At 33.7% G+C, this 17,454-nt stretch carries 16 protein-coding genes and 3 pseudogenes; 11 read left to right on the top strand and 8 right to left on the bottom strand.

The genetic code is table 11. From position 1 onward, the window contains the following. The first annotated feature begins 8 nt into the window (after positions 1 to 8). The 10 genes and pseudogenes from OPR58_RS11040 (at position 9) to OPR58_RS10995 (ending at position 8,657) form a co-directional block, all read left to right on the top strand. Positions 9 to 968: an IS5 family transposase gene (locus tag OPR58_RS11040; RefSeq protein ID WP_265022212.1), complete on the top strand. Its 960-nt coding sequence runs from the start codon at positions 9 to 11 to the stop codon at positions 966 to 968. 16 nt (positions 969 to 984) lie between these two features. Next, positions 985 to 2,391: a recombinase family protein gene (locus OPR58_RS11035; RefSeq protein ID WP_320109915.1), complete on the top strand. Its 1,407-nt coding sequence runs from the start codon at positions 985 to 987 to the stop codon at positions 2,389 to 2,391. Continuing rightward, positions 2,303 to 3,871, top strand: a pseudogene (locus OPR58_RS11030) (phage tail tape measure protein); the annotation flags it as partial. The gene OPR58_RS11035 and the pseudogene OPR58_RS11030, both read left to right, overlap by 89 nt. 230 nt (positions 3,872 to 4,101) lie before the next feature. Continuing rightward, on the top strand, positions 4,102 to 5,121 hold the full coding sequence (locus OPR58_RS11025; RefSeq protein WP_265022704.1) for an IS110 family RNA-guided transposase: 1,020 nt from the start codon (positions 4,102 to 4,104) through the stop codon (positions 5,119 to 5,121). Between the two features lie 224 nt (positions 5,122 to 5,345). Beyond that, positions 5,346 to 5,708, top strand: coding sequence for a phage tail protein (locus tag OPR58_RS11020; RefSeq protein ID WP_265022703.1), 363 nt, complete (start codon positions 5,346 to 5,348; stop codon positions 5,706 to 5,708). Further along, positions 5,705 to 5,914 carry a tail protein X gene (locus tag OPR58_RS11015; protein WP_015589019.1) on the top strand — a complete coding sequence of 70 codons (210 nt, stop codon included), beginning with the start codon at positions 5,705 to 5,707 and terminating at the stop codon, positions 5,912 to 5,914. The genes OPR58_RS11020 and OPR58_RS11015 overlap by 4 nt, the downstream gene beginning before the upstream one ends. Next, complete coding sequence (locus OPR58_RS11010) at positions 5,915 to 6,859, top strand: contractile injection system protein, VgrG/Pvc8 family (protein ID WP_253303046.1); 945 nt, start codon at positions 5,915 to 5,917, stop codon at positions 6,857 to 6,859. It begins immediately after the preceding gene. A 52-nt stretch (positions 6,860 to 6,911) separates the two neighbouring features. Continuing rightward, positions 6,912 to 7,445, top strand: coding sequence for an ankyrin repeat domain-containing protein (locus OPR58_RS11005; protein WP_155968672.1), 534 nt, complete (start codon positions 6,912 to 6,914; stop codon positions 7,443 to 7,445). A gap of 67 nt (positions 7,446 to 7,512) precedes the next feature. Beyond that, the gene (locus tag OPR58_RS11000; protein ID WP_015589022.1) at positions 7,513 to 7,734 is read left to right on the top strand and encodes a hypothetical protein; all 222 of its coding nucleotides are present in this window, start codon (positions 7,513 to 7,515) and stop codon (positions 7,732 to 7,734) included. Positions 7,735 to 7,742: 8 nt separating this feature from the next. Beyond that, positions 7,743 to 8,657, top strand: coding sequence for a patatin-like phospholipase family protein (locus tag OPR58_RS10995; RefSeq protein ID WP_265022702.1), 915 nt, complete (start codon positions 7,743 to 7,745; stop codon positions 8,655 to 8,657). A 107-nt stretch (positions 8,658 to 8,764) separates the two neighbouring features. Here OPR58_RS10995 and wmk (OPR58_RS10990) read toward each other — a convergent pair whose 3' ends face one another. From wmk (OPR58_RS10990) to OPR58_RS10980, 3 genes and pseudogenes are all read right to left on the bottom strand, one after another. Then, a complete protein-coding gene (wmk, locus tag OPR58_RS10990) occupies positions 8,765 to 9,742 on the bottom strand; it encodes a WO male-killing family protein Wmk (RefSeq protein WP_265023201.1) in 978 nt (325 codons plus the stop codon). A gap of 46 nt (positions 9,743 to 9,788) precedes the next feature. Further along, positions 9,789 to 10,697: a WO male-killing family protein Wmk gene (wmk, locus tag OPR58_RS10985; protein WP_265022701.1), complete on the bottom strand. Its 909-nt coding sequence runs from the start codon at positions 10,695 to 10,697 to the stop codon at positions 9,789 to 9,791. Positions 10,698 to 10,797: 100 nt separating this feature from the next. Beyond that, a pseudogene (locus OPR58_RS10980) lies at positions 10,798 to 11,526 on the bottom strand (hypothetical protein); the annotation flags it as partial. A gap of 217 nt (positions 11,527 to 11,743) precedes the next feature. Here OPR58_RS10980 and OPR58_RS10975 point away from each other — a divergent pair. Beyond that, a complete protein-coding gene (locus tag OPR58_RS10975) occupies positions 11,744 to 12,709 on the top strand; it encodes an IS110 family RNA-guided transposase (RefSeq protein ID WP_265022277.1) in 966 nt (321 codons plus the stop codon). A gap of 81 nt (positions 12,710 to 12,790) precedes the next feature. Here the strand turns inward: OPR58_RS10975 and OPR58_RS10970 are convergent. The 5 genes and pseudogenes from OPR58_RS10970 to OPR58_RS10950 all read right to left on the bottom strand — a co-directional run. Then, positions 12,791 to 13,258, bottom strand: a pseudogene (locus OPR58_RS10970) (hypothetical protein); the annotation flags it as partial. A 170-nt stretch (positions 13,259 to 13,428) separates the two neighbouring features. Continuing rightward, on the bottom strand, positions 13,429 to 14,103 hold the full coding sequence (locus OPR58_RS10965; RefSeq protein ID WP_264953762.1) for a JAB domain-containing protein: 675 nt from the start codon (positions 14,101 to 14,103) through the stop codon (positions 13,429 to 13,431). 170 nt (positions 14,104 to 14,273) lie between these two features. Continuing rightward, positions 14,274 to 15,212: a WO male-killing family protein Wmk gene (gene wmk / locus OPR58_RS10960; protein WP_265022700.1), complete on the bottom strand. Its 939-nt coding sequence runs from the start codon at positions 15,210 to 15,212 to the stop codon at positions 14,274 to 14,276. 68 nt (positions 15,213 to 15,280) lie between these two features. After that, positions 15,281 to 17,152 (bottom strand): DNA mismatch repair endonuclease MutL, encoded by a 1,872-nt coding sequence (gene mutL / locus OPR58_RS10955; protein ID WP_265022699.1) that lies wholly within the window; start codon positions 17,150 to 17,152, stop codon positions 15,281 to 15,283. A gap of 31 nt (positions 17,153 to 17,183) precedes the next feature. Next, entirely contained in the window at positions 17,184 to 17,372 is a 189-nt protein-coding gene (locus tag OPR58_RS10950; RefSeq protein WP_265022698.1) for a hypothetical protein, read from the bottom strand. Between the last annotated feature and the right edge of the window lie 82 nt (positions 17,373 to 17,454).

Genomic DNA, 17,454 nt, shown 5'->3' with positions numbered 1-17,454 from the left:
TATAACTTATGCCACAAAAAATGAGAGTAAGTAACCAAAGAGAATATAATGAGTTTCTAAAAAAAAGAGGAAATGTTTTTCATTTTGTTAATCAAGCCATAGAAAATTGGTATGAAAATAGTCCAAAAGTTGCAGGTGGCAATAACACTTATAGTGATAAAGTTGTAATTTTAATACACATAATAGTTCATCTTTTTAGAATTGGCTTGAGACAAGCTGTAGGTTTTGTAAAAGGTTATATGGTACAAATAGGCAAAAAACTTAAGATTATCAGCTATACACAAGCTTCCAGAAGATTTAAAAAGCTTAATTTGAAGATTGATGACCATAGAAGCAATAAAGATGATCTGGAAAATGTTGAAATTGCCGTAGATAGCACTAGAGTTAGTATCTACAATAATAACGGTGGGCATAGTAAGCTTAATATTCGAAAAAGAAAATACAGTGGTTATGGTCAAGTAAGAAAATTACATGTTATTTTAAACATAAATGATAAGAAAGCAATAAGCATGAACTACACTAGTGGTGTTGCTGTAGACTATTTGCCGGTCTGCGATATGTTAGAAGAAGTCAGTGATAAATATAACATTTGTTCTATTCGAGCAGATGCGGCTTATGATATAAAAAGTGTGTATAAAGAATGCAGAAAATACAATATTGTGCCTATTATTCGCCCTAGGAAGGATACTAAAATTTGTTTAGCTGACTACTTATCAGAAAGAAACAAGTATATTAGTAGAATTAGGTCATATGAGAATTATGAAGATGGTATTAATGAATGGAAGAAAAAAGTTAAGTATGGAGCACGGTCTTATATTGAAGTCTTTTTCTATAGGTTGAAGCAAATATTTGGGTTTGGCTTGAAAAATAAATCAGAGGTAAATCGTGAAAAAGAGCTGTTAATTAAGTGCTACTTACTGAACAAATTTACTGATATTGGTATGGCTAAATTTAAATTAGCTGCGTAAGTTCATTGTGATTTACATGCCTATCAGTGCTATGCAACAAAGCCATCCAGAATCTCAATTACTATTACAAATGCAAGGTATGATAGCAGAATACGAACGTGCAAAAATCATGGAACGAAGTCGTCGAGGAAAGATTTATGCAGCAAATAAGGGTTGTATAAGTGTAATGAGTGCTGCTCCTTATGGCTATCGTTATATAAACAAAAATACAGAAACAGGACAGGCCTTATTTGAGATTTATGAAGAAGAAGCTGAAGTTGTTCGTAAAGTATTCTCTTGGGTAGGAAGAGAAAGAGCCAGTATAGGAGAAGTATGTCGTAGGCTAAGTGCTATGTCCATTATGACGAGAACTGGAAAAGAGTATTGGGATAGGGCTGTAGTTTTGAGTATGTTAAAAAACTCTGCTTATAAAGGACAAGCAGCTTTTGGTAAAACAAGGTTTGGCGTAAAACTAAAACATATAAGACCGAAAAAAAACTCCTGCGAGCATCCAAAAGATAATTATTCTACTTATCCTGTTCCAAAAGAGGATTGGATTTATATTAAAGTACCTAGTATAGTAAGCGAAGATTTATTTGAAATCGTTCAAGAACAATTAGCTGAGAATAGAAAAATAGCAAGAACAAGACAAAGAGGAGCAAGACATTTATTGCAAGGTTTAGTAGTATGTAAGCTTTGCAATTATGCATATTATGGTACTAGCACTGCAAGGAATAAGGAGGGGAAAAAAACTAATAATCAGGTATATTATCGTTGTGTTGGCACGGATTCATACCGTTTTGGCGGTAATAAAATGTGTAACAACAAATTAATTCGTACAGATACATTAGACATGGCTGTGTGGGAAGAGGTGAAACATCTATTAAAAAATCCGAATAGAATATTAGAGGAGTATAAACGTAGACTTTCAGAACTTAAAAAATCACCACTAGATCAAAAAAGCGCTTTGCTTGAAACACAAGAAGATAAATTAAAACGAGGTATTGCAAGGTTAATTGATAGTTATGCTCAAGAATATATTGATCAAGAAGAATTTGAGCCAAGAATTAAAGCAATGAAACAAAACTTAAAAATGGTTGAAGAACAAAAGAAAAAGATATTTGATCAGAAAAAACTCACACAAGAGTTAACTCTAGTAGTAACAAATTTAGAGGGGTTTTCCTCTAGTATTAACTCAAGTCTTAATAATGCAGACTGGCTAACTAAACGTGATATTATTAGAACGTTAGTTAAGCGAATTGAGATTAATTTTGAGGATGTAAACATCGTGTTTAGAGTAAAAGAGCTTCCAGACTCTTTTCATATGGAAAAAAATCAATGCTTGCAATGTTGTTGTAGGGGTAAGTGGTGGTCAACTTGGTATCAAGAAAGAAGATCTTTTTATGTTTACAGAAACAGTGGCAAAAATGTCTACAGCATTTGATATGTCTGCAGAGCAAGCAGGTGATTCTATAGCTAAACTCTCTAACGTTTATGGAATTGATGTTAGTAAAATGGAATACGTTGGTAATGTAATCAATCACTTATCAGATAACACTGCTGCCAAAGCAAAAGATATGGTTGAAGCTCTAGCAATAGTTGGTGGTACTGCAAAACAATTTGGTCTTGACATCAAGGAAACAAGTAGTTTAGTAAATGCCTTCGTTAGTTTAGGTAAACAACCAGCAAAAGCTGCAACTGCTATAAATGCTCTACTTAGTAAACTTCAGACTGCTGAAGAACAAGGAGGGGATTTTAAAGCAGCATTAGAGCAAATGGGCATAACTGCAGAAGAAATAGTACAAAGAATAAGCGAAAACGGCGAAGAAGCATTACTCTATTTTTTTCAAACTCTAAAGAAAATGGATAACCAGGAACGTTCTACAATCCTTATGAAACTTTTCGGTCAGGAATATCAAGATGATATTGCATTATTAGCTGGAAGTTTTAATAAGTATGAGGATGCAATAAAGTTATTGGCTAATACAGAAAAGTACAAGAGCTCTCTACAAGAAGAATTCAAAAATCGTGCAGACACTACAGCTAATAAATTACGACTTCTTCGAAATGCAATAGCTGAAGTTGGTATGAACCTGGGCTCAGTGATGTTGCCTACTTTAAAATCTATAGCTGAATTTTTACAAGAAAAAACTAGATATATAGCAGAGTTTGCAGAAAAATATCCAACTTTAACCACGGCGATCATGGGTACTGTAGCAGCCTTGATAAGTTTAAAAATTGTAGCAGTAGGACTAGGATACGGATTTACATTGCTAGGAAGTACGATTTTTAGTCTGAAAGCAAACCTACTTGGAGTATTTTCATTTTTATCAGCTACAGTTTTTCCTGCAGTAGTAACAGGACTAAGAGCAATAACACTCGCTAACCCTATAGGACTTTTAGTTGCTGGACTTGTTACTGGTGCAGCTCTTGTTATAGCTAACTGGCAAAAGGTGAAAGACTTTTTCTCTAGCTTGTGGAAATCACTCATTGAACCTATAGGAAAAGCTTTTTCATGGATAGGGGAAAGTGTATTTGGAAAAGTATTGGAAAATAGCCCACTGAAAGAATTTGAAAAAAGAAAAACTGAAATAAAAGCAGTCCATACTCCCATAAAGAGTAATATTCTCAACAGTGGAAATCCTGTGCTAGGTAACAGTATAATTAAAGAATTTTCAAAGAGAAATAAAAATAGCTTCAGAGTCAAAAGCCTTATTGAGGAGACAGAGAGCGATAAGATATTTGCAAGGAGTAAGTTTGAAAATAAAGAACAAAATAAAACTCAGAACATCACTAATAATTACACTATCAGCATTAAAGCAGAACCTAACCAAGATGTTCGTAGTCTTGCAGATGAAGTAATAAAAAGGATAAGAGAAAAGTCACGTGATGTTTTATTTGATACGGTAGAGACATTTTATTGATGCTATCTTGTATCTTGAAAAAAGCATCTAATGTTTTAAGCTTAAGCATTAGGTGGAGAAGGGAAGAACTCTGGATGTTATCTTAGATATAAAATCTGTCCAAGAGAAAAGAGTTCCCTTCTCAAAAGTAGAGGTTGGACGGTATCTTAGAAAGACCTAAATGGTTCTAATTCTGTATGCACAAGGTTAGCCTTACTTTTCATTTTAAATGGTAACGTATGGAGTTATAAATGATCAACAACTTTTTAGGTATAGACATATCAAAAGATCGCTTTGATGTTTTTCTTTCTTTCATAAGTAAAAAAGGGAAACGCGAAACTAAGAAAAGGAATTTTAAAAACGATGATTCTGGGTTTCAAGGTCTACTTGATTTTTTACAAAAACATAATGTGGAGCAAGTAACAATCTGTATGGAAGCTACAGGTTGTTATAGTGAAGCTTTGGCTGAATTTCTACACAATGCTGGATATTTTGTTAGTGTAGTAAATCCTTATTGCATAAAATCTTATGCAAGGAGTAAGCTTGTGCGACAAAAGAATGATCAGAGCGATGCAGAGATTATAGCAGATTATTGTCAAAGACAGGAACCTACACGTTGGACACCACCTTCTTCTGAAAAGAAAAAATTAAAACATCTTTATCGTTGTTCAGCTGCGTTAAAAAATGAATTAACATTAGTAAATAATCATTTAGAAAAGAAAGAGAGAGAGAGACTGCCTGAAAAAGTTGTAAATGTTTGGGAAAATCTTTCAGTGAACATAGAGCAATCAATAGAAACAATAAAAAACTCCATACATGAACTATTAAAACAACACAAAGAATTGTTGGAAGATTTTCAGCTACTATTAACTGTTCCAGGCATAGGAAAGGAATCAGCAGTAGCTATTTTAGCTGAAATTTCTGATATAAAAGTTTTTATAAATGCCAGGCAATTGGCATCATATGCTGGAACTATACCACGGAATATAACATCAGGTTCATCTGTATATGCCAAGCCCAGATTAAGTAAATCAGGTTCACAAACATTACGTAAGGCAATGTATTTTCCTGCTATAGTATCTAAAAAGCATAATCCTATTATTATGACTTTTTGTAAGAGGTTAAAAGAGAAAGGCAAGCATAACATGGCCATTGTAGGAGCTGCAATGCGCAAGTTACTCCATATAGTTTTTGGTGTTTTAAGTTCAAGGAAGGCTTTTGATCCAGATCATATCAAGAATTATAAGGCTAGAAGATTAGCTGAAGTTTAAAGTCAAAAAGTGCTCCATCACATCTTATGTGAAATAGTATCTTACACAAATTTATTTAATGTTGCTGGTTAGTGTGTATGTTGATAAGTAAATTGATTTTACATATACACAACAGCAGAAATTTACTTATCAACATATACACTAACTATAATCTGTGTACTGCTACACAGATTGTGAATTGGAAGTATTTTTTTTGGTTTTATGATGCAATTTAGGAAATTTTTATGTTGACTAACAAGACGGTATCTCTTGGTCCGTATAAGTTTGCTCCCACAAGTTTAAAGTATAGCAGAGAAAATCGTTGGAGCACGATTGAGTGTATTGAAAATATGCCACTATTACAAAATATCGGTCAAGGTGTAGAAAATATAGATTTAGAAGGAATGATTTATCTGCATAATCTCAACGGGCTAAATCAATTAAAGAGTGTGAAAGAAGCTGAAAAACCACATATTTTAGTAGATAATTTAGGTAATATTTTAGGACAATTCGTAATTACTAGGTTAGAAGAAAAGCAGATGTATTTTTTACCTAATGGACTACCAAGAAAAGTTGAATTTAGTTTGAGTTTAAAAAGCTATAGATGACTGTATACTATGTGAGTAAAGAAAATGAGATGTTAGATCTGATTTGCTGGAAACATTACGGATTTACTGATGGAGTAGTGGAATTAGTACTAGCAGAGAACTTAGGTTTGGCAGAATACGGAAGCTTTTTGCCTGCAGGATTAAGGATAAAGCTTCCTACTATTAAGAAAATAGTACAAAAGTCAAAATTAAAGGTCTGGGAATAAATGCAGCCAGATTTTATAATAGATAAATGTGAATCAATTAAAGGTAGAGTTATATCATTGCACCTTACAGATGAATCAGGAATAATAGATGATGTAGTTGAAGTGTGTGTTGATTACAGGGATGAAGACATAGATATTCCGAATGAATTGAACATAGCACTAGGTTATAAGGAATTTGGAATCTTTCCAATGGGTATATATACAGTCAACGAAGTGACTATACAGGGTCCACCTAAGACTCTACTAATCAAAGCTCATGCAACAAATTTAAGAATATCTTTGAAGGCAAAAGTATCAAAAGAATGGCGCCAAATTACCATAGAAAACTTAGTAAAAGAAATAGCCCAAAAACATGGATATGGATACAAAGTCGCTAAGGAATTTAAGAATGTATTGATACCCCACATTAATCAGGCAGATGAAAGTGATATAAGTCTGTTAACAAAGATCGCAACAGAGCGTGAAGCAATGGCAAAATTAGCTGGTGGGTATATATTGTTTATTTCAAAGAATATGGCAAAATCAGCCACAGGAAAAGCTTTAGGAACAACGACTATTAGACCTCAAGATACAATTAACTGGAAAGTACATTTTACCGTACGTGATAAGTATAATTCAGTAGTGGCAAAGTGGCATAGCTATGAAAAGGGCGAAACTATTAAAGAAACAGTTGGTAGTAGCGAGCCAAGTTATATTATGCTGGAACTTTACTCTAATGCAGAGTCAGCGCTGAGTGCAGCAAATGCCAAGTTGAAACAATTGAAGCGTAACAATGAAGCTTTAGATATAACTATGCCTGGTAATCCTCAAATTTTTGCAGAAGCTAAACTTAATCTTATAGACTTTAACCAAGCGGTAGATGGTGAATGGATAGTTAACAGAGCGGAGCATACTTTAAATAGCTCAGGTTACCTTACTATGTTGTCAGCATCTTTGAGTAAGTAATGTTAATAAAAAATGAGTAAATGATCTATTTAATATTAAAAAGATGTTGAATATGGATAAATTGGGTCAAGATACAAAAAACAAGCTGCATTTTTGGTGGCTTATAACAGTAATAGTATGTATTATTGCTACCTATTCCTACATGAAGGCAAAGGCTGCAGATAATTATAAAACGATATTACGCATTGCTTCTCAAAATTGTAACTTAGAGACTGTAAAATTCTTAGTAGAAAATCTATTAGATATTAATGTGCAGATCCCTAAATTAACAGCACTACATTATGCTGCAGAAGAGGGATGTGCAGAGGTTGTAAAATTCCTAGTAGAAAAAGGAGTTGATATAAATGCTACGAAATATGAAAGATGGACACCTTTACATGCAGCTACATATGAAGGCAAATTGGAGATAATTAGATTTTTATTAGACAAAGGTTCAGACCCTACCATTAGAGATACAGATGGAAAAACACCAAGGAAAATTGCTGTATTAAGATCACGGCATAATAAGGACAAACCTTATGATGAAATCATTAAGCTACTTGCAGAAGCAGAGGACCGATACGAATCAACAAAAAGTAATCACTAAAGCTGTAAGTTTTCTATAATCTGCATATAAATTTCCAAAACTATCCATAACAAGTTAATATTTTCACATGAAAAAGCAAAAAATCCCAATAGCGGTAATAATAACAATAGTTCTACAGACTGTAGGATTCATATGGTGGTTGGCAAAACTTGACTTACGTGTACACATCCATGATAAATTTATAGAAAAAAACCAAGGACTAATCGAAATAGTCTATCGACTTGAAGAGAGAGTGAAAAACCTCACTGAAGAAGTCAACGAACTTGAAGCTATTCACAAACACAAATAAATTTTACAGTGACAAAGTACATTTTATCTGTAGATGGAGGTGGCATTAGAGGGATAATACCTGCCATTATTCTAGCAGAAATTGAATCTAGGACAAAAAAGCCAATTTCCCAGATTTTTGATTTAATGGCAGGAACCTCAACCGGTGGGATTATTGTTGCTGGACTTTGTAAAAGCAATAAACTTCAATACTCTGCCAATGATTTGGTTGAACTTTACCAAGAGTATGGAGCATATATCTTTCAATCATCATTTTGGAGAAAATCAATTGCTTCTTGGCTGAGTGGTTCTCAGTACTCATATAGAAATATGGAATTTATTCTCAACAAATACTTTGGTGAAAGTACTATGGCCGATGTTGCGAGTAATCTACTACTCACCAGTTATGACATTCACAATAGTTGTGAATTTTTCTTCAAAAGTTGGGAAGAAAAAAACATTAAGTTGAAAGATGCACTCAGAGCTACAACAGCTGCTCCAACGTACTTCACACCAAAACGTCTGAAAATTAGCCAAACAGAGAGAGTATTGATAGATGGTGGAGTGTTTGCAAATAATCCAGCGGCTTGTGCATATGCAAGTGGTAAGAGGTTATTTCCAAATGATGAGATTATACTGCTATCAATAGGCACTGGTGGAACAGATAGAAGTATAAAGTATGCTAACTCAAGGAAATTTGGCAAAATAGGGTGGATCAAGCCACTACTGAATGTGATGTTTGCCTCTGGATTGGATTGCGTTGATTATCAACTAGAACAAGTAATAGACGATAAATATATAAGAATACAATCGCAATTGAAAGTAGCATCGACTGAGATGGACAATATTACACTCAAAAATATCAAATCTCTTCAGCAAGAGGCAAATGCAATGATAGAGGACAACCAGAAATTAATAGATAAACTTTGCGATTTCATATCTTAATTTATACCAAGCAAAATTCAACTGAGCCAAAAAAGTTGGTTAGCAAATTCTGCTGGTTAAATCATTAACTAACTTTAGTTATATCTTAATATATTGTTTAACACAATTCAATTTTCACACTCATCAGCAGTTAGGCCACTTGCTCGCACAATAATATCAATAGCAACACCTTCCTTAACTAGATCTTTTGCAATCTTGATTTTCTCTGCTTTTTTAACCTTTTCTTTACCAGTTTGCATTCCTTCAGATAAAGATCTAGCTACTGTATCCAGTAATTCTTGATCCTCAATTTTTTCGCATTTACCTTCAAACCGCAAAACTGGCTCATTTTCATATTCTGTTAGTCCAAGAGCTTTAATGTTAACTGATAATGTCTTTGCTATCTTATATAATATTTCAATTGGAATGTCTGTATATCCTCGTTCATAGTCGTGTATTTCTTTAGGTGTTGAACCGATTTTATTTGCCAAGTCCTCCTGAGTGTATTCCCGTATTAATCTCTGCTCTTTTATCCTTTTCCCCACTTTGTAGAGTATAGAATCAGTACAAATTTCTTCCTCTATATCATCATATTCGTAAGTAGATAAGCGAGTCACTTGGGAAATAATATCAACTGAAACTCCTTCTTTCACTAGATTCTTTGCTACTTCTATTTTCGCTTCTTCTTGACTAATTTTTTCGCTAATATATACAAATCTTACTAATGGATACAGTTTCTTTCGTAATTCCTGATCCTTAATTTCTCCATGTATTTTTGTTAGATAGACTATTTCTTTATCCTCATCTTCGTACCAACCGTTTTCTCTTAGTACTGTTGGTCCTGGAAGTAGATCTACAACATTGACTGACAATGCTCTTGCTATTATATACGATTCTTTGATTGTAATAGCCTTGCACCCTAGTTCAAAGTTATGTATTTCCTTATGTGTTAAACCAATTTTGCTTGCTAATTTTACCTGAGTATATCCTTGTACTATCCTACAACCTTCTATTTTTTTCCCTAGCTCGTAGCTTACTGAGCCAATATGCTCTGAATTATAATAGATAAATCCTCTAAAAGCTGTTTTTCCTACAGAAGCAAACATATATTCTATCACAAAAAAATCCACTATTGGCTAAGTTTTTATGAAATCACAAAAATTTCTCAATCATATAATTTGATAAGCCTGTCGTTTGCAAGATAATATCAACAGAAATTCCTTCTTTCACTAAATTCCTTGCAACTTCAATCTTCTTTTCCTCTCTGACCTTTTCTCTACAAACATGTATACCTTCAAATAAAGACTTGATTAGCATATCGCGTAATTCCCGACTCTCAATCTTTTTGTATTCTTCTATCAAGTTTGATAGCTTTTCTTCCGCTTCACTATCCTCATCTGATTCGGGAAGTAGATCTATGATACTGATTGATAATACCTTTGCTATTTCATCTAACATTTCAAGTGAGACAGCAGCTCGCCCTTGTTCATACTCGTATATTCCTTGATTTGTTATACCAACTTTATTCGCTAAATCTTTTTGTGTATATCCTCGTATCAATCTCCACTCTTTTATCCTTTGCCCTACTTTGTATGGAACCGGAATTTTGTTCTCCTCATACTCACCAATAGATAAGTTAGTTGTTCGAGAGATAACATGAGCAGAAACTCCTACTTTCATCAAACCCCTTGCTACTTCTATTTTTACCGCTTTTCTGCTTCTTTCCTCGCTCAAACGAATAAATTTGGTTAATAAATAAAATACCTCGCTTAATTCTTCATCCTTATACCCCTTTACTAAATTTAATATTTCTTCATCTTCAAAATATCTTTTTTCATTTGGTAGTGTCTCTCCACAAACTAGACCTTTAACATTCACTGATAATGCTTCTGCTATGGCATATAACTTCTTAATTGGAATTTTACGACTCCCTTTTTCATATTGCAGTATTGCCCAGTACTTTACACCAACCTTCTCCGCTAAATCCTTTTGAGTATACCCTCTCTCTAACCTCCAACTTTTCACTTTTTGCCCTACTTCACAGTCTAGATTTTTTTCCATACAAAGAACCATACATATAATATCTTCTACTATAGCTCAAAGGCTCCAGATATAACGGCAAGAAAAAACCTCTGGAACCTTAAAGTTGCCTGTAGACGCATTAAAGTTCTCTAAAGGTTTCTTTACTACCTTCACGTATTCTATTTACCCACGGAGACAATACTTCATTATTGCTAACCTCTTTTATAGCATACTTTTCACTCCATATGCCACATCTAGTGAAATTACCTTTCTCTACTGCTTCTTGAAGTTTCACTCCTCCAAAAAGGCAGTTTTTTCCTATTTCTTCGCCTCTTTTTTGTAACTCAGCCCACATTTCTTTGTTTTCTACTCTCACTTGTACTTAATCATATTTTTTTACATCGTGGTACAATATAATATTTAGCTGACCAATGCTTGTAGGAAATTCTAATATAATAGAGCTTTCATCTGACATATCGATATAGTTTCTTATACCTCCCTTCTCACTTTTAACCTCAACTGCATCATTGCCAATTTTTAAAATATTACTTCCTAACTCTCTCAGTATTTTGGCTACTTCTATCTTACTATTTTCAGAGAACTCTATATACGATGTTGTATTGTCTATCTCAATATCTATTAATTCTCCTTCTTGAAGAGCACTTTCTCCAGCTTTCTCTAGTTCTTCTAGTCTCTCATCTATCTGTGGCTGAACTTCTGGCTGTAGCTCATTATAGATTTCACCTATCAATTTATTCTCCAATAAAGTATCATGAAACTCTGCACCGCTTAGCATTAATTTACGTATTAGCTTTTTACGATCAACCTTATCAAATTTATGAAAATGTGTACCTAATACTACATACTCTTATATGTTAAAAACAAGTCTTTATAAATGTCACGAAATGGCGGTATAAAGACACGCAGAGAGGAGGAACCGTACATACTCTTGGTCATAAGGACCGTTTTGCAGCAAGGTTCTCCTCTCTGGTTTATTATACTGAAAGTTCCGAACAACTGGTTGAGCTTTTAGGCTCGTATATAAGGGTGGAAAATGCAGTATACACATTATTTATGGAGGGATTATGAATTTATCAAATATTATTACTGGCATTGATATTAGCAAAAATAAACTAGATATCCATATTCATCCACTTGGACATCATAAAGTATTTGAAAATAACGTTCAAGCTATTGATCAAATAATCGACTTTTTGCGTTTACATAACGTAACCAAAGTTCGACTTGAAGCAACTGGTGGGTACGAAAAATTATGTGCTTATACTTTATTAAGCCATGGTTTTGAAGTATATGTCATTCAACCAAGATGGGTGAGAGATTATGCAAAAAGCCTTGGTATTGCTACTAAAACTGATAAAATAGACTGTAGCATCATCTCACGTTATGTTAGTAATACAGACATGCGTGTCACTCCTTTAAAAGTTAGTAGTATTGACTGTTTGAAGCAAAAATTATCTCGCAGGAATCAACTAGTAGAAATAGCAAAAATACAAAAAACCCAAGCTCATCAAGTAACCGATTTATCTATAATCAAACAAATGGAAGAGCTACTTGCAGTTTTACAAAATCAAATTCAAGTCTTAGAAGATGAGGTAATGGAATTAGTCGATAAAAATCAAGAGCTTAAAAAAAAGTACATGTCAATAACTAGTATACCTGGTGTAGGTGCAATAACAGCTATTACTTTTATTTGTTATCTACCCGAGCTTGGAACTCTCCAACATAAAGAAATATCCAGCCTTTCCGGAGTTGCACCTTTTAATCGAGATAGTGGTTTTAGTAAGGGAAAAAGGTGTATTCAGGGTGGTAGATCACAAATTAGAAAGGTTTTACATATGTGCATTCTTAGTGCGCAAAGGTACAATTCTTATATAAAAATCTTCTTTGATAGGCTATACAATCAATATAAAAAACCATATAAAGTTACCTCTACTGCTGCAATGAGAAAATTACTTATCCTTGCTAACTCTTTAGTAAGAGACGGTAGACTGTTTACTGAGGAGTATAGCCCTAAAACTGCTTCTATATAGCAATAGCATAGCTGTGAATAAGTACGCCCACACAAATTTTAAGTACTTATTCACAGCTACATCAATTTTTCTATTGACTTTTAACACAACTGCTGCAAAACTCCATTCCCCGTCATCACATGCATTTATTCTTGCTCCTGAGGCTAGTACTTTGTCTATAACTTTGTGCAATTCATTTACATTCTTTGCCTCTACCACTTCACTTTTTAACCAGCTCAAAGTTTCTGCACTCGGCTTTATTTTTTTCAAAGCTGAAGCAAATGGATTTTTATCTTCTTGATCACTTACAGGTTTTGTGCCATAAACATAGTCAAATCCTTTCCCATAGTTGATTTTGTTTTCGCGAACTTCTCTACCAGGGAAAGGTGCTATTTCTTCAGGCTTTTTAGCCTTATTAATTTTGCTTACAAAGGTGGATTGCTCCTTAGTACGACCAATTCCTACAATAGCATTTAACACCTCACCTTTTGATAATCTATCAAGATCAATGTTTAACTCGTAAGTACCTCCTTCTTGATCATCAAAAGGTACAATTATTTTATTACTCATATTAGCCTCCGCTATTAAATATACTTTACTAAGTCTACAACTGACTTTATTACTTTATAATTAATTCAATATATACTTTCTCATTAATTATAAGCAATGATTAATGCATTTGCAAATGCTTTCTTCATTCAAGTAGTTAAACAACTCATGAAAATCTTCAAACATCTGCTTTATAACAGTCCTTGCTCTTTAAAGCTAAAATACCCAACACTTGTGATGATAATGTGATCCAGCAACCTAATCCCTATAGTCTGACAAGCTTTAGCCAAGTCTTTAGTTACAGCTTCATCCTCATCAGATGGCTTTAACCTTCCTTCTGGGTGGTTATGCGATATTATTATTGACGTCGCTTTTCTTATTAATGCTTTTCTTGTTACTTCTCTTATGTAAAAAGGTACCTTATCCACTGTACCAGTAAACACTTCTTCCCCCTTTAAACGGCACTTTTGATCAAAATATATTATTTTCATCTTTTCCTCCTCTGAATAACCAATACTCACCCTTAAATATTTTACGATGGTTTCCAAGTTATCCATTACAGGTCCTTTTTTTAACTCTTCTCTTGGTACTCTTTTTGCAGCTTCCTTTAGGCATAAAATTACTGCTACTGTAGAGTCAGTTATCCCTTCTACAGTTTTCAAATCATCTATTTCCTGGCCTAAAACTCCTCCTATTCCAAAACTATCTATTAGCTTTCTAGCAATAATTCGAGCTTCTTCCCTGTCATGCACTGCACTTAGAAACGTTTCTATTACTTCACGATCAAGTAGAGCTTTACCGTTGCTTTCTAATGCTCTGAATTCTATTTCTTCTCTACGATCCTTACTACTTTTCTTATTATTCATAAAAATTACCCTTCACTAATAACAAAATGTTTTTATATATTTACTGCTGTTTTTTGTCAGCATTGGCATAAGGCCATAGCTTTTGAGTGAAGTCAAATCAATTTTTCAATCTTTTTTACTTATTTTTTCATCAAAAAGTAAAGATATTAATAGATACTGATTTTTTTATTTTAAATTTGTTGAATTTCGTCTAAAGAGATGCCCACTGTTTTTAAAATAATATTGATAGAAATTCCTTCCTTAACTAAATTCTTTGCAATTTTCATCTTTTCTACTCTCTTCACTTTCTCTTTGCAAACTTGTATGCTTTCAAACAGAGATTTTATTAGTACATTACGTAGTTCTTGGCTTTTAATCTTTTTGTATTCTTCTATTAACCTTGATAGCTCTGCTTCACTATTCTCATTTTCTCTTGTTTCTGGAAGCAGACCTGTAATATTAATTAATAGTACCTTTGCTATTTCATCTAACATTTCAAGTGAAACAGCAGCTCGTCCTTGTTCATATTCATATATTCTTTGATTTATTATGCCTACTTTACTTGCTAAATCTTCTTGAGTGTATCCTCTTCTCAACCTCCATTCTTTTATTCTTTGACCTACTTTATACGGAATAGAAATTTTTTTCTCATCATTATCATATTCATCAATAGATAAACTGGTCGTTTGAGAGATAACATGAGCAGAAACTCCTTCCTTAACTAAACCCTTTGCCACCTCTACTTTTACTGCCTTTCCACTTTCTTCCTCACTAATACGGATGAATTTAGTTAATAAATAAAACGTTTCACGTAATTCTTGGTCCTTAATCTCTTTATGTCTTCTTACTAGATTTAATATCTCTTCTTCCTCATACCTTTCCTCATTTGATACTTCTTGTCCGCAAGCTAGATCTCTAGCAGTTGTTGATAATGCTTCTGCTAATTCATATAACTTCTTAATTGAAATTCTGCGTGTTCCTTTTTCATATTGCAGTATTACCTGATATGTTGTTCCGATTTTTTTTGCTAAATCTTTTTGAGTATATCCCTTTGCTAATCTACGATTTCTTACTTCCTGTCCTATTACTTTGTAATCTAAAAAATTAGAGCATTTATTCTCTTTTTTCACATTTTATACTCCATAACCAGAAGAGCTGTTACGTATACTTAATTGGCAACCTTTTTGACAAACTGAACTCATCTCCTTTCAAACAATTTTTCTATATCACTTAGTTTCATTTCTATATACGTTGGTCTTCCGTGATTGCATTGCCCAGCATAAGGTGTTTCCTCCATTTGTCTCATCAACTCATTCATCTCCTCCAACTTCATTTCCCTTCCAGCTCTAATTGACCCATGGCACGCAATGGTAGCTAGTATCTTGTTCACTTTTTCTTCTATAGGTAGCGTATCTCCTATCTCCATTAATCTATCAACTATATTCATCACCATCTCTTTCACATTTATTGTTCCTAAAATTGCAGGTATTTCTTTCACCCTTACTTTATCTTCTGATTCTATTTCAATACCAAAACCCATTTCGAAAAGCTTATCTTTATACATTTCAACCATCTCCATTCCTGCTTGGTTTTTAATCTCGACTATTTCAGGAAGAAGAAGCTTTTGCCTTTTTATGCTTGATTTTTGTTTTAAGCACTCATAGATCAACCTCTCATGAGCTGCGTGCTGGTCTACTATAATTAATTTGCCTTTAGCCTCAGCAATAATGTAAGTATTGTAGACCTGACAGCGTGCATATCCTAGAGGATGATCCGCTATTAAATCAATTTGCTTCCTTTCTAAAACCATCGTTCCCTTTTGGGGTGGAGATTCTCCATATTTAAACGTTTCTGGTAAGCTTTGCCTTCTTTCATCTGGTGCATTGAATTCTTTCATTAGACGATTTTCTAAAAGATTTGGCCTCCTTTCGTAAAATTCTTTTTGACCCTTTACTTCTCTGCTTTTTCCATTATTAACACGCTCATTATTCCTTTGACTTTCACTAACATCAAGAGGCGAACCACCCAGTTCTTCTCCAATACCTTGACACCTAGATCCATCAATATCACTCACTGAAGAGGTACCTATTCTCATTGACAACGCTTTTATTAGCCCTCTTCTCACTATTTCATATATTAACCTCTTATTTTGAAATCTTACTTCCGATTTATTTGGATGCACATTTACATCTACTTGGTCATATGGTACTTCTAAATGCAACACTGCAAAAGGATACCTATTGTCTGGAATAAAATCGTGATACGCATATCTAATTGCACCAACAAGTAGATTGTCTTTTATTGGCCTCCCATTAACAAACGTATAAATCTGAGTTGAGTTGCTACGATTGACATTAGGTTTACAGATGTGTCCCTTAAGTTTGATGCCTTCTTCTTCCTCTTTAACTTCCAACGAATTGCTCTGAAATTCTTCTTCTACTTCACATAATCTGTTAAATAATGAAGTTTGCTTAACATATTTTAAGAGCTTTTTATTACCGGAAGTGAGAGTAAACCCAATACTATAATTAATCATCGCTAAGTTATTCACAATATCAACAATACTTTGTGTTTCTGCCCTTTCGGTTTTTAGAAATTTTAGTCTATTTGGAGTCGCAAAAAATAAGTCACGAACTTCAATATATGTACCTTCCAATAGAGAACAAGGGATAACTTCTCCTACTTTTTCTCCTCCTTCATACCTTATAGACCATGCTTCCTTTGCTCCACTTGCCTTAGACGATAAGTTCATTCTACTTACTGCTGCAATTGAAGGCAAAGCTTCTCCTCTAAACCCAAGGTGCTTGATTTCTATTAACTCACTATCGCTTAATTTTGAAGTAGCGTGGCGCATAAACGCAAGTTCCAAATCTTCCTTTTCTATTCCATTTCCATTATCTGTCACAGTTATAAGATTGCGCCCACCACTTTCTATTTTGATCTCTATTTTTGAACTTCCAGCATCTATTGCATTTTCTACTAATTCCTTTACTACACTTGCTGGCCTTTCGATTACTTCACCCGCTGCTATACGGTTTATTGTTTTTGTATCTAAAAGAATTATTGCCATAGAAGCTTTGATTGAAAGTAAAATATACCCTTCATGACTTACTTTGTCTAAAATTTATATCTCTTTTTTGGTGTCTCTGATTTCTGTATTTTAGTTTTCTTCCTATAGCTTGCTTTCTAATTATACATATTACCCATTGTAAGCTTATACTATGTTGTAAAGCAGTTTCATCTAATTTTTGCCATGTTTTCAACCCGAATTCTGGATGGCTTTGTTGCATAGCTAGTGTTGGTTGAGGTTATTGTAAGGAGAAAAGCTTATGGTTACTAACGCATTTTGTTGTAAAATAGGCATTTTTCAAA

The sequence above is a fragment of the Wolbachia endosymbiont (group B) of Ischnura elegans genome, assembly GCF_947251585.1.
In the GTDB taxonomy this organism is placed as follows: Bacteria; Pseudomonadota; Alphaproteobacteria; order Rickettsiales; family Anaplasmataceae; genus Wolbachia.
The sequence above is the reverse complement of the archived record's forward strand: the minus strand, read 5'-3'. Positions and strand labels throughout refer to the sequence as shown.